Source organism: Pseudomonas sp. SK, assembly GCF_012975065.1.
In the GTDB taxonomy this organism is placed as follows: Bacteria; Pseudomonadota; Gammaproteobacteria; order Pseudomonadales; family Pseudomonadaceae; genus Aquipseudomonas; species Aquipseudomonas anuradhapurensis.
The window spans coordinates 732,999-759,361 of sequence record NZ_CP051857.1 but is presented as its reverse complement, the minus strand read 5'-3'; the positions used below and the strand labels follow the sequence as shown (position 1 = coordinate 759,361).

At 64.4% G+C, this 26,363-nt stretch carries 26 protein-coding genes and 3 tRNA genes; 13 read left to right on the top strand and 16 right to left on the bottom strand.

All coding sequences use genetic code 11. From position 1 onward, the window contains the following. Nucleotides 1-50 precede the first annotated feature (50 nt). Together HG549_RS03410 and HG549_RS03405 are read left to right on the top strand one after the other, a co-directional pair. Nucleotides 51-224: a DUF3094 family protein gene (locus HG549_RS03410; RefSeq protein WP_013970765.1), complete on the top strand. Its 174-nt coding sequence runs from the start codon at nt 51-53 to the stop codon at nt 222-224. Nucleotides 225-308: 84 nt separating this feature from the next. Continuing rightward, complete coding sequence (locus tag HG549_RS03405; RefSeq protein WP_170028158.1) at nt 309-1,604, top strand: NAD(P)/FAD-dependent oxidoreductase; 1,296 nt, start codon at nt 309-311, stop codon at nt 1,602-1,604. Nucleotides 1,605-1,832: 228 nt separating this feature from the next. Here HG549_RS03405 and HG549_RS03400 read toward each other — a convergent pair. The 6 genes from HG549_RS03400 to rluD all read right to left on the bottom strand — a co-directional run bounded on the left by HG549_RS03400 (nt 1,833) and on the right by rluD (nt 7,023). Continuing rightward, nucleotides 1,833-1,908 (bottom strand) — tRNA-Lys (locus HG549_RS03400). Nucleotides 1,909-1,914: 6 nt separating this feature from the next. Further along, nucleotides 1,915-1,991: transfer RNA gene (locus tag HG549_RS03395), tRNA-Pro, on the bottom strand. Nucleotides 1,992-1,995: 4 nt separating this feature from the next. Then, nucleotides 1,996-2,071 (bottom strand) — tRNA-Asn (locus tag HG549_RS03390). 466 nt (nt 2,072-2,537) lie between these two features. Beyond that, the gene (gene clpB, locus HG549_RS03385) at nt 2,538-5,102 is read right to left on the bottom strand and encodes an ATP-dependent chaperone ClpB (protein ID WP_170028157.1); all 2,565 of its coding nucleotides are present in this window, start codon (nt 5,100-5,102) and stop codon (nt 2,538-2,540) included. A gap of 221 nt (nt 5,103-5,323) precedes the next feature. After that, entirely contained in the window at nt 5,324-6,064 is a 741-nt protein-coding gene (gene pgeF, locus HG549_RS03380) for a peptidoglycan editing factor PgeF (RefSeq protein WP_170028156.1), read from the bottom strand. Continuing rightward, nucleotides 6,061-7,023, bottom strand: a complete 963-nt coding sequence (gene rluD, locus HG549_RS03375; RefSeq protein WP_170028155.1) for a 23S rRNA pseudouridine(1911/1915/1917) synthase RluD — start codon at nt 7,021-7,023, stop codon at nt 6,061-6,063. Before rluD ends, pgeF begins: the two co-directional genes overlap by 4 nt. A 147-nt stretch (nt 7,024-7,170) precedes the next feature. On the opposite strand from rluD, the gene HG549_RS03370 reads away from it, so the two are divergent. The 10 genes from HG549_RS03370 (at nt 7,171) to HG549_RS03325 (ending at nt 16,994) form a co-directional block, all read left to right on the top strand. After that, nucleotides 7,171-8,190, top strand: a complete 1,020-nt coding sequence (locus HG549_RS03370; protein WP_170028154.1) for an outer membrane protein assembly factor BamD — start codon at nt 7,171-7,173, stop codon at nt 8,188-8,190. Nucleotides 8,191-8,284: 94 nt separating this feature from the next. After that, entirely contained in the window at nt 8,285-8,515 is a 231-nt protein-coding gene (locus HG549_RS03365; protein WP_170028153.1) for a PP0621 family protein, read from the top strand. A 226-nt stretch (nt 8,516-8,741) separates the two neighbouring features. Next, nucleotides 8,742-9,506 (top strand): FadR/GntR family transcriptional regulator, encoded by a 765-nt coding sequence (locus tag HG549_RS03360; RefSeq protein ID WP_170028152.1) that lies wholly within the window; start codon nt 8,742-8,744, stop codon nt 9,504-9,506. A 90-nt stretch (nt 9,507-9,596) separates the two neighbouring features. Next, on the top strand, nt 9,597-10,799 hold the full coding sequence (locus HG549_RS03355) for an ABC transporter substrate-binding protein (RefSeq protein ID WP_170028151.1): 1,203 nt from the start codon (nt 9,597-9,599) through the stop codon (nt 10,797-10,799). A gap of 65 nt (nt 10,800-10,864) precedes the next feature. Continuing rightward, nucleotides 10,865-11,725, top strand: a complete 861-nt coding sequence (locus tag HG549_RS03350; protein WP_170028150.1) for a branched-chain amino acid ABC transporter permease — start codon at nt 10,865-10,867, stop codon at nt 11,723-11,725. A gap of 1 nt (nt 11,726) precedes the next feature. Then, nucleotides 11,727-12,746: a branched-chain amino acid ABC transporter permease gene (locus HG549_RS03345; protein WP_170028149.1), complete on the top strand. Its 1,020-nt coding sequence runs from the start codon at nt 11,727-11,729 to the stop codon at nt 12,744-12,746. Continuing rightward, complete coding sequence (locus HG549_RS03340; protein ID WP_170028148.1) at nt 12,746-13,498, top strand: ABC transporter ATP-binding protein; 753 nt, start codon at nt 12,746-12,748, stop codon at nt 13,496-13,498. Before HG549_RS03345 ends, HG549_RS03340 begins: the two co-directional genes overlap by 1 nt. Next, complete coding sequence (locus tag HG549_RS03335) at nt 13,498-14,193, top strand: ABC transporter ATP-binding protein (RefSeq protein WP_170028147.1); 696 nt, start codon at nt 13,498-13,500, stop codon at nt 14,191-14,193. The genes HG549_RS03340 and HG549_RS03335 overlap by 1 nt, the downstream gene beginning before the upstream one ends. 112 nt (nt 14,194-14,305) lie before the next feature. Then, a complete protein-coding gene (locus tag HG549_RS03330; RefSeq protein WP_256666052.1) occupies nt 14,306-15,583 on the top strand; it encodes a Zn-dependent hydrolase in 1,278 nt (425 codons plus the stop codon). A gap of 1 nt (nt 15,584) precedes the next feature. Beyond that, the gene (locus HG549_RS03325) at nt 15,585-16,994 is read left to right on the top strand and encodes an amidase (RefSeq protein WP_170028146.1); all 1,410 of its coding nucleotides are present in this window, start codon (nt 15,585-15,587) and stop codon (nt 16,992-16,994) included. 157 nt (nt 16,995-17,151) lie between these two features. Here the strand turns inward: HG549_RS03325 and thiO are convergent, their stop codons facing one another. Genes thiO through HG549_RS03300 form a run of 5 tightly spaced genes read right to left on the bottom strand, consistent with a single transcriptional unit; the run spans nt 17,152 to nt 19,979 of the window. Next, nucleotides 17,152-18,249 carry a glycine oxidase ThiO gene (gene thiO / locus HG549_RS03320; protein WP_170028145.1) on the bottom strand — a complete coding sequence of 366 codons (1,098 nt, stop codon included), beginning with the start codon at nt 18,247-18,249 and terminating at the stop codon, nt 17,152-17,154. 54 nt (nt 18,250-18,303) lie between these two features. Next, on the bottom strand, nt 18,304-18,693 hold the full coding sequence (locus tag HG549_RS03315; RefSeq protein ID WP_170028144.1) for a type IV pilin protein: 390 nt from the start codon (nt 18,691-18,693) through the stop codon (nt 18,304-18,306). Between the two features lies 1 nt (nt 18,694). Then, nucleotides 18,695-19,159 carry a hypothetical protein gene (locus tag HG549_RS03310; protein WP_170028143.1) on the bottom strand — a complete coding sequence of 155 codons (465 nt, stop codon included), beginning with the start codon at nt 19,157-19,159 and terminating at the stop codon, nt 18,695-18,697. Next, nucleotides 19,156-19,800, bottom strand: a complete 645-nt coding sequence (locus HG549_RS03305) for a PilW family protein (protein WP_170028142.1) — start codon at nt 19,798-19,800, stop codon at nt 19,156-19,158. The genes HG549_RS03310 and HG549_RS03305 overlap by 4 nt, the downstream gene beginning before the upstream one ends. Next, a complete protein-coding gene (locus tag HG549_RS03300; protein ID WP_170028141.1) occupies nt 19,797-19,979 on the bottom strand; it encodes a prepilin-type N-terminal cleavage/methylation domain-containing protein in 183 nt (60 codons plus the stop codon). The genes HG549_RS03305 and HG549_RS03300 overlap by 4 nt, the downstream gene beginning before the upstream one ends. A gap of 109 nt (nt 19,980-20,088) precedes the next feature. On the opposite strand from HG549_RS03300, the gene HG549_RS03295 reads away from it, so the two are divergent. Further along, nucleotides 20,089-20,586: a GspH/FimT family pseudopilin gene (locus HG549_RS03295; RefSeq protein WP_170028140.1), complete on the top strand. Its 498-nt coding sequence runs from the start codon at nt 20,089-20,091 to the stop codon at nt 20,584-20,586. A gap of 56 nt (nt 20,587-20,642) precedes the next feature. Here the strand turns inward: HG549_RS03295 and ispH are convergent, their stop codons facing one another. From ispH to ribF, 5 genes are read right to left on the bottom strand one after another with little or no spacing between them, the layout of a single operon-like run. Next, nucleotides 20,643-21,590: a 4-hydroxy-3-methylbut-2-enyl diphosphate reductase gene (gene ispH, locus HG549_RS03290; RefSeq protein ID WP_170028139.1), complete on the bottom strand. Its 948-nt coding sequence runs from the start codon at nt 21,588-21,590 to the stop codon at nt 20,643-20,645. A gap of 14 nt (nt 21,591-21,604) precedes the next feature. Then, a complete protein-coding gene (gene fkpB / locus HG549_RS03285) occupies nt 21,605-22,042 on the bottom strand; it encodes an FKBP-type peptidyl-prolyl cis-trans isomerase (RefSeq protein ID WP_170028138.1) in 438 nt (145 codons plus the stop codon). Beyond that, entirely contained in the window at nt 22,035-22,550 is a 516-nt protein-coding gene (gene lspA, locus HG549_RS03280) for a signal peptidase II (RefSeq protein ID WP_170028137.1), read from the bottom strand. Before lspA ends, fkpB begins: the two co-directional genes overlap by 8 nt. Beyond that, the gene (gene ileS, locus HG549_RS03275) at nt 22,543-25,374 is read right to left on the bottom strand and encodes an isoleucine--tRNA ligase (RefSeq protein WP_170028136.1); all 2,832 of its coding nucleotides are present in this window, start codon (nt 25,372-25,374) and stop codon (nt 22,543-22,545) included. Before ileS ends, lspA begins: the two co-directional genes overlap by 8 nt. After that, complete coding sequence (ribF, locus tag HG549_RS03270; protein WP_170028135.1) at nt 25,371-26,321, bottom strand: bifunctional riboflavin kinase/FAD synthetase; 951 nt, start codon at nt 26,319-26,321, stop codon at nt 25,371-25,373. Before ribF ends, ileS begins: the two co-directional genes overlap by 4 nt. Nucleotides 26,322-26,363: the final 42 nt, after the last annotated feature.

Here is a 26,363-nt window from a genome sequence, read left to right as displayed (position 1 = left end):
ACGCTGTAGCGTTTGCGCAGTCACAAACGTCTACCTGACGAGGCCCCACCATGACCAGCCGTCTGAATCCAGAAGATCAGCGTCGTGTCGATGAGTATCTGCGAGCCCCCCAGCACCAAGTCGAGCGCAGGCCCTTCCGGCCGTGGCTGCTCCTTGTGCTGGTGGTGGCCGTGACCATCGGGTTGGGTCTCATCAGCCGCCTGCTGAGTGGGTTGGTGCTATGAGCTGCTTCGCGCTCGCCCTCCCCTCGCGCAGTGTGCGGCCGGCCCCCTGGGCCCCGAATTCCGTAAACCTTATGAGATATTCCCATGACTCATCGCATCGTGATTGTCGGCGGCGGCGCCGGCGGCCTGGAACTGGCGACCCGCCTGGGTAAAAGCCTGGGCAAGCGCAAGCAGGCCGAGATCACCCTGGTCGACGCCAACCTCACGCACATCTGGAAACCGCTGCTGCACGAAGTGGCCGCCGGCTCGCTGAACTCCTCGGAAGACGAACTGAACTACGTGGCCCAGGCCAAGTGGAACCACTTCAACTTCCAGCTGGGGCGCATGAGCGGTCTGGACCGCGAGGGCAAGCAGATCCAGCTGGCCGCCACCCTCGACGAAGAGGGCCGCGAGTTGCTGCCTGCGCGTACCCTGGGCTACGACACCCTGGTGATTGCCGTGGGTTCCAATACCAACGACTTCGGCACCCTGGGCGCGGCGCAGCACTGCCTGTTCCTCGACACCCGCAAGCAGGCCGAGCGTTTCCACCAGCAACTGCTCAACCACTACCTGCGCGCCCATGCCGGTGACGTGGCCAGCGAAAAAATCAGCGTGGCCATCGTCGGCGCGGGTGCCACTGGTGTGGAACTGGCCGCCGAGCTGCACCATGCGGCCCACGAACTGGCGGCCTATGGCCTGGACCGTATCCAGCCCAAGGACATGCACATCACCCTGATCGAAGCTGGCCCGCGCGTGCTGCCGGCATTGCCCGAGCGCATCAGCGTGCCGGTGCACAAGACCCTGGAAAAACTCGGGGTCAAGGTGATGACCAACGCCGCCGTCAGTGAAGTGACCGAGGATGGCCTGAAGACCAAGGATGGCGAAGTGATCCAGGCCAGCCTGAAGGTGTGGGCGGCGGGTATCCGTGCGCCAGCCTTCCTCAAGGACATCGATGGCCTGGAAACCAACCGCATCAACCAGCTGGTGGTGCGCCCGACCCTGCAGACCACGCGCGACGACAACATCTTTGCCTTCGGCGACTGCGCCGCCTGCCCGCAACCCGGCAGCGACCGCAACGTGCCGCCACGGGCGCAGGCCGCGCACCAGCAGGCCTCGATGCTGGCGCAGAGCCTGAAGGCACGGCTGGAGAACAAGGCGCTGCCGACCTATGCGTACAAGGACTACGGTTCGCTGGTGTCGTTGTCGCGCTTCTCGGCGGTGGGCAACCTGATGGGTAACCTGATGGGCAGCGTGAAGCTGGAGGGCTGGCTGGCGCGCATGTTCTATGTGTCGTTGTACCGCATGCACCAGATGGCGCTGTACGGTTTCTTCCGCACTGCGCTGATGATGCTGGGCAGCAAGATTGGCCGCGGTACCGAGCCGCGCCTGAAGTTGCACTGACAGGCACGCCGTAGCGGTTGCCTGTACTGGCCCCATCGCCGGCAAGCCGGCTCCACACAATGCTCACAGACCTCAAGTTCTGTGCTGTACCTGTGGGAGCTGGCTTGCCGGCGACAGGGCTGGTAGCCCTCTTGCAAGGCTAGCGTCGAGATGCACCGGACGGCCGGCGCTCTGGAAAAAATCGAGGCAAAAGAAAAAGGGCATCTCATTCGAGATGCCCTTTTTACATGGTGGGTCGTGTAGGATTCGAACCTACGACCAATTGGTTAAAAGCCAACTGCTCTACCAACTGAGCTAACGACCCGGAAAATGGTCGGGGTGAGGGGATTCGAACTCCTGACATCCTGCTCCCAAAGCAGGCGCGCTACCGGACTGCGCTACACCCCGAGATTGGCTCCGCGACCTGGACTCGAACCAGGGACCCAATGATTAACAGTCATTTGCTCTACCGACTGAGCTATCGCGGAACTGAACTTCGGTACAACCTTTACTACTTCGAAGCTTGTGTTAGCTTCGGTCTCTTTGGCTATCCGCTTTCGCGTTGTCGCTGCTGAGGCCGGCTATTCTACATTCTTCGTTTTGCTTGTCAACCACTTTTTTTCGTTCAACTTACTGATTTGTAAGTTGTTTTGCGATCACCGATGTTGCTGGTGATTCGCTTAGTGCCTGACAACGCGGCGTATATTAGGGGCACTCGATTTTAGATGCAAGCAAAAATTTCAAAAATTTCAGCAAGTTATCCAGGAAATTCTAAACACCCCGGATTTGCTGGGGCCGCGCCGGCCTCTTCGCGGGCTCGCCCGCTCCCACAGGGACGGTGCAGCCCTCGAAATCTGTGCAATTCCTGTGGGAGCGGGCATGCCCGCGAAGAGGCCAGCACAGGAAAACAGGCAAGAAAAAGCCCCGCAAATGCGGGGCTCATGGAGCAACAAATCAGCCAAAGACGATTTCGTCGCCTTCCACCTTGGCGGTAATCGCCGTCCCCGGCATGAACTTGCCTGCCAGGATCAGCTGCGCCAGCGGGTTTTCGATCCAGCGCTGGATCGCCCGCTTCAGCGGCCGTGCGCCATACACCGGGTCGTAACCCACGGCAATCAGCTTGTCCAGGGCTTCCGGGCTCAGGCTCAGCGACAGCTCGCGCTCCTGCAGACGGCTGCGCAGGCGGCCCAGCTGGATTTCGGTAATACCGGCAATCTGCTCGCGGCCCAACGGCTCGAACACCACCACTTCGTCGATACGGTTGATGAATTCCGGGCGGAAATGCGAACCCACCGCGTCCATCACCGCTGCCCGCTGTGCCTCGCGGTCACCCACCAGTTCCTGGATCTGCGCCGAGCCCAGGTTGGAGGTCATCACGATCACCGTGTTGCGGAAGTCCACGGTGCGCCCGTGGCTGTCGGTCAGGCGGCCGTCTTCCAGCACCTGCAGCAGCACGTTGAACACATCCGGGTGAGCCTTTTCCACCTCGTCCAGCAACACCACCGAGTAAGGCTTGCGGCGTACCGCCTCGGTCAGGTAACCGCCCTCTTCATAGCCGACATAGCCTGGCGGGGCGCCGATCAGCCGCGCCACGGAGTGCTTCTCCATGAACTCGGACATGTCGATACGCACCATGGCCTCTTCGGTGTCGAACAGGAACTCGGCCAGCGCCTTGCACAGCTCGGTCTTGCCCACCCCAGTCGGGCCGAGGAACAGGAACGAGCCACTGGGCCGGTTCGGGTCGGACAGCCCGGCACGCGAGCGGCGCACGGCGTTGGACACGGCGGTTACCGCCTCGCCCTGGCCAATCACGCGCTGGTGCAGCAGCTCTTCCATCTTCAGCAGCTTCTCGCGCTCGCCTTCGAGCATCTTGGCCACCGGGATGCCGGTCCACTTGGACACCACTTCGGCAATTTCTTCCTCGGTGACCTTGTTGCGCAGCAGCTGATTGTCGGCCTTGCCGTGCTGGTCGACCATCTGCAGGCTGCGCTCCAGGTCCGGGATCACCCCGTATTGCAGCTCGGCCATGCGGCTCAGGTCGCCTTTGCGCCGGGCGGCTTCCAGTTCCTGGCGGGCCTGCTCGATCTTTTGCTGGATCTGCGCCGAGCCCTGCACTTCGGCCTTTTCCGACGCCCAGATTTCTTCCAGGTCGGCGTATTCACGCTCCAGCCGGGTAATTTCCTCGGTGAGCTTCTCCAGGCGTTTTTTCGCGGCTTCGTCTTCTTCCTTCTTCAACGCCTGCGATTCCACCTTGAGCTGGATAAGGCGACGGTCGAGGCGGTCGAGCACTTCCGGCTTGGAGTCGATCTCCATGCGGATGCGGCTGGCCGCTTCGTCGATCAGGTCGATGGCCTTGTCCGGCAGCTGGCGGTCGGTGATGTAGCGGTGGCTGAGCTTGGCCGCGGCGATGATGGCGCCATCGGTGATGGCCACCTTGTGGTGCACTTCATAGCGCTCCTTCAGGCCACGCAGGATGGCAATGGTGTCTTCCTCGCTCGGCTCCTCGACCAGCACCTTCTGGAAGCGCCGCTCCAGGGCAGCGTCCTTCTCGATGAACTGGCGGTATTCGTTGAGCGTGGTAGCGCCCACACAGTGCAGCTCGCCACGGGCCAGGGCCGGCTTGAGCATGTTGCCGGCGTCCATGGCGCCCTCGCCCTTGCCGGCACCGACCATGGTGTGCAGTTCGTCGATGAACAGGATGATCTGGCCTTCCTGCTTGGACAGTTCATTGAGCAGGCCTTTGAGGCGCTCTTCGAACTCGCCGCGGTACTTGGCACCGGCGATCAGCGCGCCCATGTCCAGCGCCAGCAGGCGCTTGCCCTTGAGGCCGTCAGGCACTTCACCGTTGATGATGCGCTGCGCCAGGCCTTCGGCGATGGCGGTCTTGCCGACCCCAGGTTCGCCGATCAGCACCGGGTTGTTCTTGGTCCGGCGTTGCAGCACCTGTACGGTACGGCGGATTTCGTCGTCACGGCCGATCACCGGGTCCAGCTTGCCTTCTTCGGCACGCTTGGTCAGGTCGACGGTGTACTTGTCCAGCGCCTGGCGCGATTCCTCGGCGTTGGCGTCGTTGACTGCCGCACCGCCGCGCAGGTTGTTGATGGCGTTTTCCAGGGCCTTCTTGCTGACGCCCTGGCCGAGCAGCAACTTGCCGAGCTTGCTGTTCTCGTCCATGGCAGCCAGCAACACCAGCTCGCTGGAAATGAACTGGTCACCCTTCTGCTGGGCCAGGCGGTCGGCCTGGTTGAGCAGGCGCGCCAAGTCCTGCGACATGTTCACGTCGCCGGTCGGGTTCTGGATTTTCGGCAGGTGGTCGAGCTCCTTCACCAGCGCCTGGCGCAGGCTGTTGATGTCGAAACCTACCTGCATCAGCAGCGGCTTGATCGAACCGCCCTGCTGCTCGAGCAGCGCCTGCAGCAGGTGCACGGGCTCGATGGCTGGGTGGTCCATGCCAACGGCCAGGGACTGGGCATCGGATATGGCAAGCTGCAGCTTGCTGGTCAAACGGTCTATTCGCATGGGATACCTTCCTTTAAAGGGCAGGTCGGAGCGATGGACAGCGCCTGTTGATGAAGAAACCTGCCTGAGATGACCTTATAGATAAGGCTGATTGTGGAAGATTCAAGCGTAGCGGGGTTGACCAAAGTCAACCTGTTGGATTGGCGGTGGGGCATTCGCGGGCATGCCCGCTCCCACAGGTTTCTACGGTTGTGAATTACCCGCGAAGAGGCCCGTGCAGGCTAGCGCGGCTCCAGCCACACCAAGGAAGCAAACCGCCCCCCCTGCGGAGTACGGCGATAGGAGAAGAACCGCTCGTCGCTGACCGTGCACCAGCCGCCGCCATAAACGGCCGTTACCCCACGCGCCGCCAGGCGAATGCGTGCCAGCTCATAGATGTCGGCCATCAGCTTGCCCGGCCGCTCGCCAGCGACAAAGGCCCGCGCCGCTTCGGGGTGCACCGCGGTAAAGGCATCGCGGACTTCCAGGCCGACTTCGAAAGCCTGCGGCCCGATCGCCGGCCCCAACCACACCAGCACCTCTTCGGGCGGCAATGCCAGGCGGTCGAGCGTGGCTTCCAGCACGCCCCCGGCGAGCCCGCGCCAGCCGGCATGCGCTGCTGCCACGCGGGTACCGGCACGGTCACAGAACAGCGCCGGCAGGCAATCGGCAGTCATCACCGCGCAGGCAATGCCTGGCTGGTCGGTCCAGCTGGCATCGGCCTCGGCGACCACGGCCGGGTCGGCATCGGCCACCACCAGGCCATGCACCTGCTTGAGCCAGGCCGGCTGAATGGCGAATGCGTCGCTCAGGCGGCGACGGTTCTCGGCCACCGCTGCCGGGTCATCGCCAACGTGGTCGCCAAGGTTGAAGGTTTCATAGGGCGGCAGGCTGACGCCGCCCTGGCGAGTGGTGACACAGGCGCGCACCGAGGCCGAGGCCGGCCAGTCGGGGTACAGCAGCGACTGCGTCAGGCCACTCATCCGATAAAGCTCTCGCGGTCCTGGTTCAGCAGCGACAGCAACCAGACGAAGTCGTCCGGCAGTGGCGATTCCCACTTCATGACTTCACCGGTAATCGGGTGGGCCAACGCGAGGAAGCGCGCATGCAGTGCCTGACGCGGGAAGGTTTTCACTGCCTCGACCATGGTCGGGCTGGCCGCCGGCGGAATCCGGAAGCGGCCACCGTAGGTCTGGTCGCCGACCAGCGGGAAACCGACATGCGCCATGTGCACGCGAATCTGGTGGGTACGGCCGGTTTCCAGCTTGACCCGCACGTGGGTGTGCGAGCGGAAGCGCTTGAGCACACGGTAGTGGCTGACCGCCGGCTTGCCGCCGTCGGTGACCGCCATGCGCTGGCGCATGCCGCCATGGCGACCGATCGGGGCATCGATCTTGCCGCCAGCTGTCACCACGCCAATCACGATGCACTCGTAGATGCGGCTGACCTTGCGCGCCTGCATCTGCTCGACCAGCCGGGTCTGCGCCTGCAAGGTCTTGGCCACCACCATCAGGCCGGTGGTGTCCTTGTCCAGGCGATGAACGATACCGGCGCGCGGTACGTTGACGATATCCGGCACGTGGTGCAGCAAGGCATTGAGCAGGGTGCCACTGGCATGCCCGGCGGCTGGGTGTACAACCAGCCCGGCAGGCTTGTTGATCACCATGATGTGGTCGTCCTCGTAGACGATATCCAGTTCGATATCTTCTGCGACCCACTCACCCTGGGCCTCTTGCTCGGCCTCCAGGATAAGCTGCGAGCCACCATGGACGAGGTCGCGAGGGCGCACTACCGCGCCATCGACCGTCAGGCGGCCTTCTTTGATCCACGAAGTTAGCCGCGAACGCGAGTACTCGGCGAACAATTGGGCGGCGACCTGGTCGAGGCGTTGACCGCCCAGTTCGGACGGCACCTCTGCGCTAAGTTGAATGATCTCGGACATGCTCGATTCGGCGGGCGCACAGCCTTTGGTTTCGGCTGCGAGCTTGTGGTTAAATACGGCTTCTTTTGTCCCGGGGTTGGCCGGGGCGCTCATCATAACAGGACGGCACCGCCCAAGACAGCGGCCGTCAAAGGGACGCAAGCCGCCATGCAAGTGAAACACCTGCTGCTGATCGCCATCCTCGGGCTCACCGCGGCCTGTTCCTCGAATAAGGAAGTCATTGACGAGAACCTCAGCGAGGCCGAGCTGTACCAGCAGGCGCAGGCTGACCTGGACAACTCCAGCTACACCAGCGCCGTGAACAAGCTCAAGGCCCTGGAGTCGCGCTACCCGTTCGGCCGTTATGCCGACCAGGCGCAGCTCGAGCTGATCTACGCCAACTACAAGAACTCGGAGCCCGAGGCTGCCAAGTCGGCCGCCGAGCGCTTCATCCGCCTGCACCCGCAGCACCCGAACGTCGACTATGCCTACTACCTCAAGGGCCTGACCTCGTTCGACCAGGACCGTGGCCTGCTGGCGCGCTTCCTGCCGCTGGACATGACCAAGCGTGACCCGGGTGCCGCGCGCGACTCGTACAACGAGTTCGCCCAGCTGACCAGCCGTTTCCCCAACAGCCGCTACGCGCCTGATGCCAAGCAGCGCATGATCTACCTGCGCAACCTGCTGGCCGCGTATGAAATCCATGTGGCCGACTACTACCTGAGCCGCCAGGCCTATGTGGCCGCAGCCAACCGTGGCCGCTACGTGGTGGAAAACTTCCAGGAAACCCCGTCGGTCGGTGATGGCCTGGCGGTGATGGTCGAGTCGTACCAGAAGATGCACCTGGACGAACTGGCGGCCACCAGCCTGGAAACCCTCAAGCTGAACTATCCGGACCACCCGAGCCTGGTGGACGGTGAATTCCAGCCCAAGCAGACCGAGTCTGACGGCCGCGGCTGGCTGTCCAAGGCCACCCTGGGCCTGATCGAAACCGACACCCCGCTGCCGCCGGGCGAAACCCGCGCCAACCAGGACGTGGTCAAGCAGTTCCAGGACGCGCGCGACGAGATGCCGGAAGAGCTGCTGCCGAAGGACGAGAACGGCGACCCGATCGTGCCGGAAGGGCCGAAGGAAGCCGAGCAGGACCGTTCCTGGTTCAGCTACATGACCTTTGGTCTGTTCGACTGATCTGCTGCGGCAGGTGAAAGGGAGGCCCGGGGCCTCCCTTTTTTATTGGCCGCGTCCTAGACTGTCGGCTTCTTCAACCGACAAGCTGGACACCATGGTTCGCCTACTTTTCTGGATCGCCCTGATCGCCGCCGCGTTCTGGCTGTGGCGCAAATTCAAAGTCAGCCAGCAGTCACGCCCCGAGGCCAAGCTGGATGCGCCACTGAAGATGGTGCGCTGCGCCCATTGTGGTGTGCACCTGCCCAATGACCGGGCGCTGCAGCAGGGCAACGAGTGGTATTGCAGCCAGGCGCACCTGCAGCAGGGGCCCGGCCGCCAGAACTGAACACGGTAGCCTGTGGAAGCGGGTTCATCCGCGAATGCGTCGCTGGCTTCACTGCAGCATTCGCGGGCAAACCCGCTCCCACAGGCTGCGCGGTTGATCGCCTCTTCACTTATCCCTCCCCGACCCTTTCGCACCATTTGCGACCCCTCCCCCGCCACCAGCATTGACCCACCCCGGCAAAACTCGCTAAATCCTATTTATCCGCATAAATATGAAAAATAGCGAAATGCTCAAACCCAAACGCAAGCGCCAGAAGCTGTCCGACGTGATTGTCGAATCGGTAAAGCGCTCGATCGTCACCGAAGCGCTGCACCCCGGCGACCGCCTGCCCACCGAGCGCGAGCTGATGGAGCATTTCGAATGCTCCAAGGGTACCGCCCGCGAAGCGCTCAAGGCCCTGGAGGTCGAGGGCCTGGTCAGCACCCGCACCGGCCCGAGCGGCGGTGCCTACCTCAACGAAGTGGGCACCGAACCTGCCAGCCGCGCGCTGCGCAACTACCTGCACTTCCAGCACCTGGACGGCGAGCAGGTGTACCAGCTGCGCAAGGTCATCGAGGTGGAGCTGGCGGTGTCGGTGATGGGCAAGCTGAGCGAAGCCGACTACGCCGCACTGCAGGCCAACATCGACTTCTGCAGCGCACCGGAGGACAGCGAGGAAGGACAGCGCGAACAGCGCCTGGCCGAGCTGGAGTTCCACACCCTGCTGGCCGACCGCTGCTCCAACCCGTTGCTGCGTTTCATGGCGGTGTTCCTCAATGACCTGCTGCGCGACCTGGTGGTGCTGAAAAAGGCCTACCTGCCCAAGCGCCAGCAGTTCGCCGCCGCCAACATCGCCTACCACAAGCAATTGCTCACCGCCCTGCGCGCCAGCGACGAGCCTGCCGTACGCCGGCTGATGCACGATCACATGTGCGACGCCGAACACCACATGACCGCGCTGGAAGGCGAGGTTGCCCGCAACTTCCTGCTGGAGTTCGAACACCACCACTGATCCACCTGGAAAGAGGCCTGCACACAGGCCCGGCCGTACCCGCTTTGTCATTGCCACTCCTGCCTAATAACCACAACCAAGGAGTTACTCATGCAAAGACGTACCCTGCTCAAGGCAGGCCTTGCCCTGGGTGCCTTAGGTAGCCTCCCCCTGGGGTCGCACCGGGCATTCGCCGACCAACCGTTGACCTTCTATGGGCTCAAGTCCATGTCTGGCGCCTTCGCCAGCTACGGCAAGTACGCCGACATGGGCTCGCGCCTGGCTATCGCCGAGCACCCGCAACTGCTTGGCCACCCGCTCAAGTACAAGGTCATCGACACTGAAGGCAACGCCGGCAAGGCGGTGCGCAAGGTGCAGGAAGCCATCGGCCAGGATGGCGCACGCTTCTTCCAGGGCTGCACCCTGTCGTCCTCGGCACTGGCGGTGTCGAAGGAAATCCACAAGGCCGGCGGCGTATTCATGACCCCGGTCGGCGCCGACGAGATTACCGGCAAGGACTGCAATGCCTCGACCTTCCGCTGGTCGGTGCCCACCTACGGCGCCATCCGCGAAACGCTGGTGCCGATGATCCGCCAGCTGCCCCAGGCCAAGCGCTGGTACACCATCACCCCGCAGTACGTGTTCGGCGATGCCCTGCTGGACAATGCCCGCAAGGTGTTTGCCGAGCTCGGCGTGGAACACATCGGCAACAGCTACCACTCGCTGCAGGAGCAGGAATTTTCCGGCTACCTGACCAACGCCATCGCCGCCAAGCCCGACGTGCTGGTGCTGCTCAACTTCGGCAGCCAGGCGTCCAACGCCCTGCGCCAGGCAGTGAACTTCGGCATCAAGGAGCGCATGAAAGTGCTGATGGTGTGGTCCGCCGGCCTCGATCAGTTCCAGGAGCTGGGCAGCGACGTGCTCGAAGGCGTGTACCTGGGCGCGCAGTACTGGCACCAGGTCGATACCCCACTGAACAAACAGCTGGTCGCCGCCACCCGCAAGGCCTATGGCATCAACCCCAACTACCCGCTGGCGGCCGACTACATCGGCACCAAGGTCATGCTCGAGGCCATCATCAAGGCCGGCAGCCTGGATGGCGCAGCCGTGTCCGCGGCGCTGCAGGGCATGCGCTTCCAGGGCCCGACGGGTGAAGAACTGATCCGTCCGGGCGACCACCAGGTGCTCAAGGACTACTACCTGCTGCGCGGCAAGCCCCAGGGGCAGATGCGCGACGAGGACGACCTGGCCGAAGTCATCAGCTCGGGTCGCTCGTTCGTCGAAGTCGACCACACCGGTTGCGCCCTGGCCTGAAGCCGCGGCGTCAGTCACACCCACTCGTACAGGCAGCCGCACCGCGCGCTGTCGAGGGCACGTTCATGCTCGATTTGTACCTGTTCCAACTGCTCAACGGCCTGGGCCTGGGGATGATCTACTTCCTCATCGCCGTGGGCCTGACGATCATTTTCGGCCTGCTCAACTTCGTCAACTTCGCCCACGGCGCGTTTTTCTTGCTGGGCGCCTACCTGTGCTATACCGCCGTGGCCATTACCGGCAGCTTCTGGCTTGCCCTGCTGATCGCACCACTGGTGGTGGCGGCGCTGGCCTGGGCGGTCGAGCGGCTGCTGATCAAGCGCATCTACCACCTGCCGCACACGTTCCAGATCCTCGTCACCCTTGGTATCGCGCTGATCATCCAGGAAGCCTCGGTACTGATCTGGGGCCCGGTGGGCAAGAACATCGCGGTGCCGCCGGAGCTGCGCGGGGTGCTGATCGTCGGTGACTTCATCTACCCCTACTACCGGCTGTTCCTGATCGCTTTCGCCGCACTGATCGGCCTTGGCCTGTGGCTGCTGCTGGAGCGCACCCGCTTCGGCGCCTTGGTCCGGGCCGGCAGCGAAAGCACCGAAACCGTGTCGCTGCTGGGCACCAACATCTTCCGCCTGTTCTCTCTGACCTTCGCCCTGGGCGTGGGCCTGGCCGGCGTGGCGGGCGTGCTATTCGCACCGCTGCGTGGCGCCCAGCCCTTCGTCGGCCCGGAAATCCTCGGCATCGCCTTCGTGGTGGTGGTGATCGGCGGCATGGGCTCGTTCGGCGGTGCACTGGTCGGCGGCCTGCTGGTGGGTGTGGTGCAAAGCATGATGACCAGTCTCTGGCCGCAAGGCGCCAGCCTGATGATCTACGGCGCCATGGCCGCCGTGATCCTGGTCCGTCCCTATGGCCTGTTCGGGAGAGCCTGAGATGAGCGAGAAAAACCCATTGCCGGTCGCCAAGGGCCGCGCCCCGGCCCTGTTGTTGCTGGTGGTCGCCAGCCTGGTGGCGCTGCCGCTGCTGCTTCCATCTGCCACCCTGGCCACCGAGATCCTGATCTTTGCCCTGGCGGCGCTGGCCTGCAACCTGCTGCTCGGCTATACCGGCCTGCTGTCGTTCGGCCAGGGCATCTTCTTTGGCGTGGGCGCCTATGGCGCGGCGTTGCTGATGATCCACCTGCAGTGGGGCATGTTCGCCGCGCTGCTTGGCGCAGCCGTGTTCGGTGCCTTCCTGGCGCTGCTGGTAGGTGCCCTGGCGATCCGCCGCACGGGTATCTACTTCGTCATGCTGACCCTGGCCTTCAGCCAGATGGCCTATTTCCTGGCCTACACCCTCAGCGGCTGGACCGGCGGTGACAACGGCCTGCTCGATGTGCCCCGGCCCAACATCGAAATCGCCGGCCATGTGCTGTTCGACCTGGCCGACCCACGGCATTTCTATGTGTTCGTTGCGGTGCTGTTCCTGCTGATCTTTGCCGGCGCCCTGCGGGTGATCCGCTCACCGTTCGGCAGTACCCTGCTGGCCATCCGCGAAAACGAGACCCGCGCCGCAGCCATCGGCTACGACACCCGCCACTTCAAGATCCTGGTGTTCATGCTGTCGGGTGCCATCACCGGTATCGCCGGGGCGCTGTACGCCATGCTGCTGCACTTTGCGCCACTGTCGAACATCGACCTGATGATGAGCGAGAACATCCTGATCATGACCATCGTCGGTGGCACCGGCTCGCTGTTCGGCTCGCTGCTGGGGGCCGGCGCCATCGTGTTGCTGGGTGATGTGCTGTCGGAGCTGTGGCCGCGCTGGCTGATGCTGCTGGGGGTGATCCTGATCCTGGTGGTGGTGTTCATGCGCGGTGGCCTGTGGGGCGGCCTCGCCGGACTGGGCAAGCGCCTGCTGGCTACCCGCAACGCCAATGACAAACCCCAGGCCAAGACCAAGGAGACCCTGTGATGAGCGACTACCTTCTGGAAACCCGCCAGCTGGAGCTGGCCTACGGGCCGTTCAAGGCGGTTGCAGGCGTCGACCTCAAGGTCCGCGCCGGCTCAATCCACACCATCATCGGCCCCAACGGCGCCGGCAAGACCAGCCTGTTCCACTGCCTGACCGGCGAGCGCCAGGCCACCGCGGGCAAGATCCTGTTCAACGGCCAGGACATCATCCGCAAACCGTCCCACGGGCGCGTGGCGCTGGGTATGGCCCGTTCGTTCCAGCTCACCAGCCTGTTCCAGAACCTGTCGGTGCGCGAGAACCTGCGCCTGGCCGCCCAGGGGCGCGATGGCCTGGGTGCGCTGAACTTCTGGCGCAGCGTCGAGCACAAGCGCAGCCACTGGGACACTGCCGACCAGGTGCTGGAGCGCCTGAAGCTGACCGCCCGCGCCGAGACCCTGGCCGGCGAGCTGTCGCACGGCCAGCAACGGGTGCTGGAAGTGGGCATGTCGATCTGCGCCAAACCTACGTTGCTGATGCTCGACGAGCCCACTTCGGGCATGGGCATCGACGACATCCCGGTGATGACCAACCTGATCAGCGACCTCGGCCGCGACCACACCGTGCTGCTGATCGAGCACAACATGAGCATCGTCATGTCAATCAGCCAGCGCATCACGGTGATGAGCCACGGCCAGATCCTGGTCGAGGGTACCCCTGAACAGGTGCGCAACGACGAGCGTGTCCGCACCGCCTACCTTGGAGAGGCCGCCTGATGCTCAAAGTCGATTCGATCCACTCCTATTATGACAAGAGCCACGTGCTCGAAGGCGTCTCGCTCAAGGTCGAGGCTGGCGAACTGGTGACCTTGCTGGGGCGCAACGGCGCCGGCAAGACCACCACCCTACGCAGCATCCTCGGCATCGTCCGCCCACGACAGGGGCAGATCAGCTTCAACGGCCAGCAGCTGGTCGGCCGCGAAATCTTCGATATCGCGCGGCTCGGCATTGCCCTGGTGCCGGAGCACCGCGGCATCTTTCGCCAGCTCAGCGTGGAGGAAAACCTGAGGATTGCCGTACGCAAGGACAGCCGCTGGCAGCTGGAAGACGTGTACAGCATGTTCCCGCGGCTGAAGGAACGACGCCGCAACGGCGGTTTCGCCCTTTCCGGCGGCGAACAGCAGATGCTGGCTATCGCTCGCGCCCTGCTCAACGGCCCCAAACTGCTGATCCTCGACGAGCCCACCGAAGGCCTGGCCCCGGTAATCGTCGACGAACTGGTGAAGATTCTGCGGCGGATCAAGGACGAAGGCCTGTCGATCCTGCTGGTGGAGCAGAACCTGATGGTCTGCGATGCCCTGGCTGACCGCCATTACGTGCTGGAGCAGGGTCGGGTTGCCTATCAAGGCAGTGCCGCGCAGTTCCGCGATGACCCGAGTATCAAGAACCGTTATCTGGCCCTTAGTGCCTGATACAGGCCTCGTAGGGGGCCCGCAGGCCTGAAGGCAATGATGTCCCTGCGGAGCGGGTTCACCCGCGAAGAGGCCGGCACAAGCAACCCAGTCATTTCAGGAGAGATGAACCATGAACAACCGCATCGATCCCTCGCAACACCTGCTCGGCCAGGGCCCGCTGGTCAGCCGCGAACGGCTCTGGCAATCGCTGATGGACCTGGCCGGCCTCGGCGCCACCGCCAAGGGCGGCGTGTGCCGCCTGGCCCTGACCGACCTCGACCGCCAGGCCCGCGACCTTTTCGTGCGTTGGTGCGAAGAAGCCGGCTGTACCATCAGCATCGACGCCATCGGCAACATTTTCGCCCGCCGCCCCGGCCGCAACCCATCGCTGCCGCCCGTGATGACCGGCAGCCACATCGACACCCAACCCACCGGCGGAAAGTTCGATGGCTGCTACGGCGTCATGGCCGGCCTCGAGGTGCTGCGCACCCTGAACGACCTGAACCTGACCACCGAAGCCCCGCTGGAAGTGGTGGTGTGGACCAACGAGGAAGGCTCGCGTTTCCCGCCATGCATGATGGGCTCGGGGGTGTTCGCCGGTAAGTTCGGCCTGCAGGAGACGCTGGCCAAGGTCGACGACAAGGGCCTGTCGGTAGGCGCGGAACTCCAGCGCATCGGTTACGCTGGCCCGCGTGTACCCACCGGGCACGCCGTCGGCGCCTATTTCGAGGCGCATATCGAACAGGGCCCGGTGCTGGAAGACCAGCGCACCACCATTGGCGTGGTCCAGGGCTGTCTGGGGCAGAAATGGTTCGACCTGGTACTGACCGGCGTAGAGGCCCACGCCGGCCCCACCCCGATGCACCTGCGCAAGGATGCCCTGGTCGGTGCCGCCGAGGTGGTGGCTGCGGTCAACCGCGTGGCTCATGCTTACCAGCCGCATGCCTGCGGCACCGTCGGCTGCCTGAACCTGCACCCGGGCTCGCGCAATGTCATTCCGGGCCAGGTGCAAATGACCATTGACCTGCGCCACCTCGACCCCGAGCACCTCGCAGCCATGGTCAACGAGGTGTTTACGGCCATTGAAACCAGCACGGCAAGACACGGGCTGAGTTACGAGCTGACGCCAACCGCCGACTTCCCACCGCTGTACTTCGCCGAGCAGTGCGTGGACGCTGTGCGCCAAGGCGCGCGGGAGCTGGGCCTGAGCCACATGGATATCGTCAGTGGCGCTGGCCACGACGCGATCTTCCTCGCCGAACTGGGCCCGGCCGGGATGATCTTCGTGCCCTGCGAGGGCGGCATCAGCCACAACGAAATCGAAAATGCCGCGCCACAGGACCTGGCCGATGGCTGCGACGTGCTGCTGCGCGCCATGTTCCAGGCCGCCAACCCGGGAGCCCGTTGAGATGAATCAGAAAACCGCGATTGGCGAGTTCACCGCCGTCGAACTGCTCGAGTTGTACCAGCGCCACCAACTGTCACCGGTCGAGGTGATCGACGATGTACTGGCACGCATCGACCTGCACAACCCGGCGGTCAACGCCTATTGCCATGTCGACGGCGAAGGTGCCCGCGCCGCCGCCCGCGCCAGCGAACAGCGCTGGCAACGTGGCGAGCCCTGCGGCCGGCTGGATGGCGTACCCGCCTCGATCAAGGACCTGACCCTGACCCGCGGTATGCCCACACGCAAGGGTTCGCGCACCACTTCGGGCAGCGGCCCGTGGGAAGTCGATGCGCCCTTCACGGCCTTCATGCGCGAAGCCGGCGCTGTATTGGTGGGCAAGACCACCACGCCGGAGTTCGGCTGGAAGGGGGTCACCGACAACCCGCTGTATGGCATCACCCGCAACCCCTGGAATACCCGGCTGACAGCTGGCGGCTCTTCCGGTGGTGCCGCGGCTGCAGCCGCGCTGAACCTGGGCGTGCTGCACCAGGGTAGCGATGCCGGCGGCTCGATTCGAATCCCCTGCGCCTTTACCGGCACGTTCGGCATCAAGCCGACCTTCGGCTACGTACCGCAATGGCCCGCCAGTGCCATGACCGTACTGTCGCACCTGGGGCCGATGACGCGCACCGTCGACGATTCGGTACTGATGCTCGGCTGCGTCGCCCGCCCCGACGCCCGTGACGGGCTGGCTGGCGCACCCAGGCAGGCGCCGTGGCTGTGCCAGGAGCAGGACCTGAGCGGCCTGCGCATCGCCTACAGTGCCAACTTCGGCTACGTGCAGGTCGACCCGCAGATCCAGGCACTGGTGGCCCAGGCCGTGCAACGCTTGGCACGGCTGGGCGCACAGGTTGAGGAGGTCGACCCGGGGTTCGGCGACCCGCTGGAGACGTTCAACACCCTGTGGTTTGCCGGCGCGGCGCGGTTGGCCAGTGCGCTCAGCAATGAACAGCGGGCGCTGCTTGACCCAGGGCTGCACTGGATTGCCGAACAGGGGGCGCAGATCAACCTGGGCGAATACACCCAGGCCCTGGAGGCACGGGCAGAGTTGATCGCCAGGATGAATGCCTTCCACCAGCGCTATGACGTGCTGGTATCGCCGATGCTGCCACTGGTGGCATTCGAGGCAGGGCACAATGTGCCGCCTGGGTCGGGGATGGCGCAGTGGATGGAATGGACGCCGTTCAGCTATCCCTTCAACCTGACTCAGCAGCCGGCGGCTTCGGTGCCGTGCGGGTTCACCCGCGAGGGGTTGCCGGTGGGGCTGCAGGTGGTGGCCGGGCGCTTTGCCGATGAGCAGGTGCTGCGAGTATGCAAGGTGTATGAGCAGCATTATCCTGGCCGGCACTTGCAAGCCCCCATTACCGGCTGAGTGCTCCATTGGCCCCGCTGGTTGAAATATTTATTGGCCTTGCTGGCCTCATCGCCGGCCAGCCGGCTCCCACAGGTAAAGCACAAGTCCCGAGGCTGTCGGTGAACCTGTGGGAGCTGGCTGCCGGCGAAAGGGCCGCACAGCGGCCCCGAAGATGTCAGCCCAACCGCCCAGCCGGTGCATACGGCGGCGGGTCAATGATCGGCTCTGCCCCGGTCAACAGGTCGGTAAACAGCTGGCACGAAGCCGGCGCCAGCACCAGCCCGTTGCGGTAATGCCCGCAGTTCAGCCACAACCCTTCGTGCCCCGGCACCGGCCCGATGTAGGGAATGCCTTCCGGCGAGCCCGGCCGCAACCCGGCCCAATGCGCCACCACCGGAGCCCCCTCCAGTTCAGGCAACAACTCCACCGCCGACGCTTTCAGGCTCTCCAACGCCTCCCCGGTCGGGGTCTTGTCGTACCCGGCATGCTCCAGCGTGCTACCCACCAGAATATGCCCGTCACGCCGCGGGATCGCATAGCGCCCCTTGGCCAGCACCATGCTCGGCAGGAAGTCTTCGGCACACTTGAACAGGATCATCTGGCCCTTCACCGGCTCCACCGGCAGCGCGAGGCCAAGCGTACCCAGCAGCTCACCACTCCAGGCCCCGGCGCTGAGCACCACTTCATCCGCCGCCAGCACGCCGTCTGCCGTCTGCACACCGGTCACGCGGCCGCCTTGCCCGACGAAGCCGGTAATCTGGCAGTGCTCACGCAAGGTCACGTTGGGCAACGCCAGCAACGCCGCCTTGAGCGACTTCACCAGGCGCGGGTTGCGCACGTTGGCCACGCCGGCCATGTAGATGGCACGCTTGAAGCCTGGGCCCAGCACCGGCACTGCGTCATAGGCCGCCGAGATATCCACGGCACTCAGCGGCCGCTGCTCACGCTCGGCCCAGGCCAGCGCTTCGGCCTCGTCGTCCAGGTCGAGCCAGTACAGGCCGGTGGTGTGCACTTCGGGGTCGACGCCAGTGCTGGCGAACAAACGCTCGCCCAGCTGTGGATAAAAGTCCTGCGACCAGTGCGCCAGGGCCGTCACTGCCGGGCTGTAGCGCCACGGGTACAGCGGCGAAACGATGCCACCGCCGGCCCAGGACGACTCGCGGCCGACCTCGCCCTGGTCACACACCACCACCTGCCCGACTTTTGCCGCCAGGTTGAACGCCGTCAGCAGGCCGATCACCCCGCCGCCGACCACCACTACTCGCTTGCTCATCTGTCGATCCAACACCTGAAGTAAATTCGCGATGCACCCGGCATCATTCAACCTTCAGCTTCCCCAGCAGTGTTCGCTGCCACCAACGGCGCCCGGATTGCTCCGTACACCGGCCTGGTCGAGCTGGAAATCACCACAGCGATCCTGGGCCATCAGTGCGCCCGGCAGCCGCCGGGCACGCAGCGTGAAGGTATCCCTGTCGCGCTGGGCCTGCAGGCGGTAGTAGCGGTTGCCCGCGGGCAAGGCCGGCTCGCCCTCGGCGTACTGGCCGGTGAGCACGCGGTGGCGTTCCAGACGCAGGGCAGCATCGTGCAGCAGGCCGACCGCCTCGCTGCGTGCAGCGCGCCGGAGCTGGTCGTTGTAACTGGGGTAGGCAATGGCTGCCAGAATGCCGGTGACCGCCAGCACAATCAACAACTCAATCAGGCTCAAGCCTTGCTGCATGTCAGTCTCCTTGCAATCTTTGCCGCCAGGCAATGCGCCGTGCACCGTCGTCGGCCACGGCATAGACCGCCTCCAGTACATAGCGTGGCTGGGCCTGCAGGCTGACGGCGGTAATCCTGAACAGGGCAACCTGCTGCCCTTCCGGCATGTGCGCGGCACGGCTGCTCGACCCCAGGTTCTGCAACTGGAAATAGCCCATGCGCGTGCGCTGCCATTGCCCGGCCAGATCGTGCGGGCGGGCTGGGGGCGGGCAGGCATTGCAAGGGGCAGGCGGTGCCCGATGCACCTCGCCCTCCCCCGCCAGCAGGGCTTCCTCGGCTTGTTCCAGCGCCAGCAGGCCATCGCTCAGGTAGCCAGCCATTCGTGTTTCCACCAGCGCAGCGCGCAGGGAGGATGCTGCCAGCAGGCCTAGCAACATGCTCAATAGCAATGCCAGCAACAGCACCAGGCCACGCTGGCGGTTCATGAGGCAGGCACCGGGTTGCGGATTGCCACGCTCAGCTGATGCTGCTGTTCGAGCCTGAGCATCGGTTCGTACAGCGTCAGGGCAATGTCTATGCGCTCGCCCTTCGCCATTTGCACGCGCTCGAGACGCATCGCCTGCACGTTTTCGAGCAGCGGTTGGAACTTGCTTCCAGCACGCTTGAACTTCAGCTTGGTGCCTTGCAGCTGATAGGTATACCGGCTGACCGGATGCACCACTGGGTAGCCCGCCTGTCGCTGCTCGCTCACCCGTACGGTTTCGAGACAGTCGGTGTGCAAGAACCAGTCTGGCGCCCCGGCCTGCCCGGGCAACTCTGCCACCACCAGGCTGAGCGTGGTGCCTTCGACTTGCAACGGGCGGGCGAACGCCTGCCGTGCTGGCACTGCGGCGAAATCGCCGGGCTGCAGGCGCAAACAGCCGAACATGCCTGCCATGCGGATATCCTGCGCCATGCGCAGCAATACCAGGCGGGCCTCGTCCTGCATGTGTGCTGCCGCACTCTGTAGTTGCCAGCTCTGGTGTGCCGAGACAAAGACCTGGCTAGCCGCCGCCAGCAGTATCAGGCCAAGCGCCAGGGCGATCATCACCTCATGCAAACCAAACCCGCGTTGCCTGCGCTTCACTGCAGCCTCCGTTCTTGCTCGCTGTGCGCCGCCATTGCTGCCTGCCCATCGCGGCGCGCGCCCTCCACGGCCTGCAATGCCTGCAGTTGCAGGCCTGCCGCGGCAAACAGGCCGACCGCCACTACCACCACCGCCAAGAGCACTTCCAGCAATGTCATGCCTCGTTGAACTGCCTGCATCCCTGCACCTCCTGAGACTTTTCCTGCAATTGCCTTGAACTCGGGCGACTGGTGCTCCTGTCCAACGACCGAGAAGCTATAGCCAAGCACTTCCAGGGAGGAATGCACGGTGAAGCAACGAGGCGTAACACTGATACAAATGTTGTCGGCTTTGGCAGTGGCGGTATTGCTGACCCAGCTCGGCATGCCGGCCTATGCCCGGTTGAGCGACGACTTGCACAGGGCAGCTGCCGCCCGCGACCTGGCGCAGGCCCTGCGCAGTGCGCGCAGCCATGCCATGCTGCAAGGCCAGCCGGTGCTGGTGCAGGCCCTGAACGGTAAGTGGGGGAACGGTTGGCGGGTATTGCTGGAACATAACCAGCAAGTGTTGCGTGAACAGCGTCTTTCACGGCCTCTGGAGATTGCTGGCAACCGTGGCGGGCAGGTGAAATTCAGTGCGCAGGGGGTTCCGCTGGGGCTGGGCAACCAGTTGCTGGCTGCCACGCTGCGTGTTTGTGAGCGGTCGCCAGGCGACAGCCGCTACAAGGTGGTGCTGGCATCGACCGGCAGGGTCCGGCTGGATACGGAGGCCGGCCCAGGCACCCAGTGCCCGGCCGCCCAGCCCTGAACAAGCCGTAGCCACCTATCGCCGGCAAGCCAGCGATAGGGCCGGGACGGGTCACCTCAAATCAGCGAACGAACCCGCAGCTCTTTGGGCATGGAGAAGGTGATGTTCTCTTCTCGCCCATCCAGCTCTTCAGCGCCGGTAGCGCCCCAGGCCTTGAGCTGCTCGATCACGCCACGCACCAGCACTTCGGGGGCCGAAGCGCCGGCAGTAATGCCGATTCGCGCCTTCTGCTCGAACCAGCCACGTTGCAGGTCTTCGGCGCCGTCGATCAGGTAGGCCGGAGTGCCCATGCGCTCGGCCAGCTCGCGCAGGCGGTTGGAGTTGGAGCTGTTCGGGCTGCCGACCACCAGTACCACGTCACATTCGTCCGCCAGTTGCTTCACCGCATCCTGGCGGTTCTGGGTGGCGTAGCAGATGTCGTCCTTGCGCGGGCCGCCGATGTTCGGGAAGCGGGCGCGCAGGGCGTCGATAACGCGGCTGGTGTCGTCCATCGACAGCGTGGTCTGGGTGACGAAGGCCAGGTGGTCCGGGTCTTTCACCTGCAGGTTGGCGACATCCTCCTCGTCCTCGACGAGATAGATGGCGCCGCCGTTGCTGGCGTCGTACTGGCCCATGGTGCCTTCGACCTCCGGGTGCCCTGCGTGGCCGATGAGGATGCACTCACGGCCATCGCGGCTGTACTTGGCCACTTCGATGTGCACCTTGGTCACCAGCGGGCAGGTGGCGTCGAACACTTTCAGGCCACGGCCAGCGGCTTCCTGGCGCACGGCCTGGGAAACCCCGTGGGCGCTGAAGATGACGATGACGTCGTCCGGCACCTGGTCCAGCTCCTCGACGAAGATGGCCCCACGGTTGCGCAGGTCTTCGACCACGAACTTGTTGTGCACCACTTCGTGACGCACATAGATCGGCGGGCCGAAGACTTCCAGCGCGCGGTTGACGATCTCGATCGCCCGGTCGACCCCCGCGCAAAAGCCGCGAGGGTTGGCGAGTTTGATTTGCATGCTCGGCTCCAGGCTTACAGGGCCTTGACCTCGAGGATCTCCACCTCGAAGGTCAGGGTCTTGCCAGCCAGTGGGTGATTGAAGTCGATGGTCACCTGGTCGTCATCGAACGCTTTGACCACACCCGGCAGCTCGGTGTTGGCGGCATCGTTGAAGATGATCAGCAATCCTTCGGACAGCTCCATGCCCTCGAACTGGGACCGCGGCATGACTTGCACGTTCTGTGGGTTAGGCTGGCCGAAGGCATTCTCCGGGGCCACCACCACGTTACGCTTGTCGCCGGCCTTGAAGCCGAGCAGGGCGTTCTCGAAACCTGGCAGCAGGTTGCCATCGCCCACCTTGAAGGTGGCCGGGGCCTTGTCGAAGGTGCTGTCGACGGTATCGCCGTTTTCCAGGTGCAGCGCGAAGTGCAGGGTGACTTCGGTGTTCTGGCCGATACGGGTGTCAGTCATGGACCGGATCCTCGGACTTCTTGCTCTTGAACATATCCAGCGCCAGCATCACCGCACCAACGGTGATGGCGCTGTCGGCCAGGTTGAAGGCCGGGAAGTAATGACGGTTCTGCCAGTGCACCAGGATGAAGTCGACCACATGGCCGAGCACGACGCGGTCGTACAGGTTGCCGATCGCACCACCCAGTACCAACGCCAGCGCCACGGCCAGCCAGGTCTCGTTGCGCCCCAGGCGCTTGAGCCATACCACCAGCACGGCACTGACCACCACGGCGATCAGGGCGAACAGCCAGCGCTGCCAGCCGGAGCTTTCCGCCAGGAAGCTGAAGGCCGCGCCGGTGTTGTAGGCCAGGGTCCAGCTGAAGTAGTCGGGAATCACGACGATCTGCTGGTACATGGTCAGGGCGTTGTTGAAATACAGCTTGGTGGCCTGGTCGAGGACCAGGACCAACAGGCTCAGCCAAAGCCATGCAAGGCGCCCGAAGCGCCCCGCTGCAGGGTTAGGCATAGTGGCGCACCTCACCCGAGCCGCTCAGGTTGTCGACGCAACGGCCGCAGATTTCCGGATGCTCCGGATGGCTGCCGACGTCGGCGCGGAAGTGCCAGCAACGGCCGCACTTGGCGTGGCCGGACTTGACCACCTTCAGCTTGAGGCCTTCGACTTCGGTGGCCACGGCTTCGGCCGGCGCCTGGGCGAACGGCACCACGCTGGCGGCCGAGGTGATCAGCACGAAGCGCAGCTCGTCGCCCAGCTTGCCCAGGTCGGCGCTCAGGCCTTCGTCGGCATACAGGGTGACTTCGGCCTGCAGGTTGCCGCCGATGACCTTGGCGGTACGCTGGTTCTCCAGCTCCTTGTTGACCGAGGCCTTCACCGCCATCACGCGGTCCCAGTAGGCGCGGTCCAGCTCGGTGCCTTCCGGCAACTCGCTCAGGCCCTGGTACCAGCCATTGAGCATCACCGACTCGTTGCGCTCGCCCGGCAGGTACTGCCAGATTTCGTCGGCGGTGAACGCCAGGATCGGGGCGATCCAGCGCACCAGCGCCTCGCTGATGTGGTACAGCGCGGTCTGGCAGGAACGGCGGGCGACACTGTTGGCGCCGGTGGTGTACTGGCGGTCCTTGATGATGTCGAGGTAGAAGCCGCCCAGTTCCTGCACGCAGAAGTTGTGCACCTTGGAGTAGACGTTCCAGAAACGGTACTCGCTGTAGTGCTCTTCCAGCTCGCGCTGCAGCAGCAGGGTGCGGTCGACTGCCCAGCGGTCCAGCGCCAGCATGTCTTGCGGGGCCAGCAGGTCGCGCGCCGGGTCGAAGCCGGACAGGTTGGACAGCAGGAAGCGTGCGGTATTGCGGATACGACGGTAGGCGTCGGCGCTACGCTGCAGGATCTGCTCGGAAACGGCCATCTCGCCGGAGTAGTCGGTGGCGGCGACCCACAGGCGCAGGATGTCGGCACCCAGGGTGTTGTTGACCTTTTCCGGCTCGATGGTGTTACCCAGCGACTTGGACATCTTGCGGCCGTTCTCGTCCACGGTGAAGCCGTGGGTCAGCAGCTCGCGGTACGGCGCATGGCCGTCGATGGCGCAGCCGGTCAGCAGCGAAGAGTGGAACCAGCCGCGGTGCTGGTCGGAACCTTCCAGGTACAGGTCGGCACGTGGGCCGGTGGCGTGGCCGATGTCGTGCGAACCACGCAGCACATGCCAGTGGGTGGTCCCCGAGTCGAACCACACGTCGAGGGTGTCGGCGATCTTGTCGTATTGCTCGGCTTCGGCGCCCAGCAGTTCGGCAGCATCCAGCTTGAACCAGGCCTCGATACCTTGCTGCTCGACGCGCTTGGCCACTTCTTCCATCAATTCGACGGTGCGCGGGTGCAGTTCGCCGGTCTGCTTGTGCAGGAAGAACGGGATCGGCACGCCCCAGTTGCGCTGACGCGAGATGCACCAGTCCGGGCGGTTGGCGATCATCGCGTGCAGGCGCGCCTGGCCCCAGGCGGGTACGAACTTGGTGTCCTCGATGGCTTTCAGCGCGCGCTCACGCAGCGGCTCGCCAGTGGACGGCTGCTTGTCCATGCCCACGAACCACTGCGCGGTGGCGCGGTAGATCAGCGGGGTCTTGTGGCGCCAGCAGTGCATGTAGCTGTGGCTGATGGTTTCGGTGTGCATCAGCGCACCGACTTCGCTCAGCTTGTCGACGATGGCCGGGTTGGCCTTCCAGATGAACTGGCCGCCGAAGAATGGCAGCGAATCCACATACACGCCGTTGCTCTGCACCGGGGTGAGGATGTCGTCGTTGACCATGCCGTAGCGCTTGCAGGTGACGAAGTCGTCTTCACCGTAGGCTGGCGAGGAGTGCACCACGCCGGTACCGGCGCCCAGCTCGACGTAGTCGGCCAGGTACACCGGCGACAGGCGATCGTAGAACGGGTGACGGAAGTTGATCAGCTCCAGTGCCGAACCCTGGGCGGTGGCGATCACCGAGCCTTCCAGGTTGTAGCGCTTCAGGCACGATTCGACCAGTTCTTCGGCCAGCACCAGCAGGCGCGCGCCGGTGTCGACCAGGGCGTACTTGAACTCCGGGTGGATGTTCAGCGCCTGGTTGGCCGGGATGGTCCACGGGGTGGTGGTCCAGATCACGATGGCGGCCGGCTTGGCCAGCGCATCAAGGCCGAACGCGGCGGCCAGCTTGGCCTCATCGGCAACCGGGAAGGCCACGTCGATGGTCTGCGATTTCTTGTCGGCATACTCGACTTCGGCTTCGGCCAGCGCCGAGCCACAATCGAAGCACCAGTTCACCGGCTTCAGGCCCTTGAACACGAAGCCCTGCTTGACCATCTCGGCAAGGGCGCGGATTTCACCGGCCTCGTTGGCAAAGTTCATGGTCTTGTACGGGTTGTCCCAGTCACCCAGCACGCCCAGGCGGATGAACTCGGTCTTCTGCCCTTCGATCTGCTCGGCGGCATACTCGCGGCACAGCTCGCGGGTGCGGTCGGCGGACAGGTGCTTGCCGTGGGTAACCTCGACCTTGTGCTCGATCGGCAGGCCATGGCAGTCCCAGCCCGGCACGTACGGCGCATCGAAGCCGGCCAGGGTCTTGGAACGGACGATCATGTCCTTGAGGATCTTGTTCAGCGCATGACCGATGTGAATCTTGCCGTTGGCATAGGGCGGGCCGTCGTGCAGGACGAACTTGGGACGATCCTTGCCAATTTCGCGCAGCTTCTGGTACAGGCCAATGCTGTCCCAGCGCTGCAGGATCTGCGGTTCGCGCTGAGGCAGGCCGGCCTTCATGGGGAAGGCGGTGTCCGGAAGGTTTAGCGTGGCTTTGTAGTCGGTCATTTCAGGCTCTTCGTTAACGGTTGAGCGTGCCAATGTGCACGTGCGGCGGCGATATCCGCATCGATCGCCGACTTCAGCGCCTCCAGGGAGGCGAAACGCTGCTCTTCACGCAGCTTGTGGTGGAACTCCACCGTCAGGCGCCGGCCATACAGGTCGCCGGCATAGTCCAGCAGATGAATCTCCAGGTGCGGGCGCCCGTCACCGGCAACGGTGGGGCGCACGCCGATATTGCCGACACCCGGCCAGGCCTTGCCGTCGATCTCGATGCTGGCCAGGTAGACCCCGGACAACGGCACCCGGCGGCGCTTGAGCTGGATGTTGGCAGTGGGTGTACCGAGCTGGCGGGCCAGCTTCTGGCCGTGCAGCACGCGGCCGCTGATGCGGTACGGGCGGCCCAGCAGGTGCTCGGCGAGTTCGAAGTTGCCTTCGGACAGCGCCTTGCGCACTTCGGTGCTGCTGACCCGCAGGCCGTCCTGGATCACCGTGTTGGCGGCCTCGACAGAGAAGCCGTACTGCTTGCCGGCATCGACCAGGAAGGCAAAGTCACCGGCGCGATCGCAACCAAAGCGGAAGTCATCACCCACTTCGAGGTGGCGTACCCCCAGGCCGTCGACGAGGATGGTCTTGACGAAGGCATCGGCACCGAGCTGGCTCAGGCGCTGGTTGAATGCCAGGCACAGGACCTGGTCGATGCCTTCGGCTGCCAGCAGCTCGATCTTGTCGCGCAGGCGGGCCAGGCGCGCCGGCGCGCTATCGGGGGCGAAATATTCGCGTGGCTGGGGTTCGAAGATTACCACGCAGGTCGGCAGGCCCAAGGCCTGGCCGCGCTCGCGCAGGCGCGCCAGGATCGCCTGGTGGCCGCGGTGAACCCCGTCGAAGTTGCCAATGGTGGCGACACAGCCCCGGTGCTCGGGGCGCAGGTTGTGAAGACCTCGAACCAGCTGCATAACGCGCTTCTTGCTCATAAAGTGGCCGATTATAACCACACC

Bases quoted from the DNA above. Each gene is read 5' to 3' on its own strand.
- HG549_RS03410 (WP_013970765.1), top strand. From the start codon at position 51: ATGACCAGCCGTCTGAATCCAGAAGATCAGCGTCGTGTCGATGAGTAT.
- HG549_RS03370 (WP_170028154.1), top strand. From the start codon at position 7,171: ATGCAAGTGAAACACCTGCTGCTGATCGCCATCCTCGGGCTCACCGCG.
- HG549_RS03345 (WP_170028149.1), top strand. From the start codon at position 11,727: ATGAGCGAGAAAAACCCATTGCCGGTCGCCAAGGGCCGCGCCCCGGCC.
- ispH (WP_170028139.1), bottom strand. From the start codon at position 21,590: ATGCAAATCAAACTCGCCAACCCTCGCGGCTTTTGCGCGGGGGTCGAC.
- pgeF (WP_170028156.1), bottom strand. From the start codon at position 6,064: ATGAGTGGCCTGACGCAGTCGCTGCTGTACCCCGACTGGCCGGCCTCG.
- thiO (WP_170028145.1), bottom strand. From the start codon at position 18,249: ATGAGCAAGCGAGTAGTGGTGGTCGGCGGCGGGGTGATCGGCCTGCTG.
- fkpB (WP_170028138.1), bottom strand. From the start codon at position 22,042: ATGACTGACACCCGTATCGGCCAGAACACCGAAGTCACCCTGCACTTC.
- HG549_RS03365 (WP_170028153.1), top strand. From the start codon at position 8,285: ATGGTTCGCCTACTTTTCTGGATCGCCCTGATCGCCGCCGCGTTCTGG.
- HG549_RS03300 (WP_170028141.1), bottom strand. From the start codon at position 19,979: ATGCAGGCAGTTCAACGAGGCATGACATTGCTGGAAGTGCTCTTGGCG.
- HG549_RS03310 (WP_170028143.1), bottom strand. From the start codon at position 19,159: ATGAACCGCCAGCGTGGCCTGGTGCTGTTGCTGGCATTGCTATTGAGC.
- clpB (WP_170028157.1), bottom strand. From the start codon at position 5,102: ATGCGAATAGACCGTTTGACCAGCAAGCTGCAGCTTGCCATATCCGAT.
- lspA (WP_170028137.1), bottom strand. From the start codon at position 22,550: ATGCCTAACCCTGCAGCGGGGCGCTTCGGGCGCCTTGCATGGCTTTGG.
- HG549_RS03360 (WP_170028152.1), top strand. From the start codon at position 8,742: ATGCTCAAACCCAAACGCAAGCGCCAGAAGCTGTCCGACGTGATTGTC.
- HG549_RS03335 (WP_170028147.1), top strand. From the start codon at position 13,498: ATGCTCAAAGTCGATTCGATCCACTCCTATTATGACAAGAGCCACGTG.
- HG549_RS03340 (WP_170028148.1), top strand. From the start codon at position 12,746: ATGAGCGACTACCTTCTGGAAACCCGCCAGCTGGAGCTGGCCTACGGG.
- HG549_RS03355 (WP_170028151.1), top strand. From the start codon at position 9,597: ATGCAAAGACGTACCCTGCTCAAGGCAGGCCTTGCCCTGGGTGCCTTA.
- HG549_RS03315 (WP_170028144.1), bottom strand. From the start codon at position 18,693: ATGCAGCAAGGCTTGAGCCTGATTGAGTTGTTGATTGTGCTGGCGGTC.
- ileS (WP_170028136.1), bottom strand. From the start codon at position 25,374: ATGACCGACTACAAAGCCACGCTAAACCTTCCGGACACCGCCTTCCCC.
- HG549_RS03330 (WP_256666052.1), top strand. From the start codon at position 14,306: ATGAACAACCGCATCGATCCCTCGCAACACCTGCTCGGCCAGGGCCCG.
- HG549_RS03325 (WP_170028146.1), top strand. From the start codon at position 15,585: ATGAATCAGAAAACCGCGATTGGCGAGTTCACCGCCGTCGAACTGCTC.
- HG549_RS03405 (WP_170028158.1), top strand. From the start codon at position 309: ATGACTCATCGCATCGTGATTGTCGGCGGCGGCGCCGGCGGCCTGGAA.
- HG549_RS03350 (WP_170028150.1), top strand. From the start codon at position 10,865: ATGCTCGATTTGTACCTGTTCCAACTGCTCAACGGCCTGGGCCTGGGG.
- rluD (WP_170028155.1), bottom strand. From the start codon at position 7,023: ATGTCCGAGATCATTCAACTTAGCGCAGAGGTGCCGTCCGAACTGGGC.
- ribF (WP_170028135.1), bottom strand. From the start codon at position 26,321: ATGCAGCTGGTTCGAGGTCTTCACAACCTGCGCCCCGAGCACCGGGGC.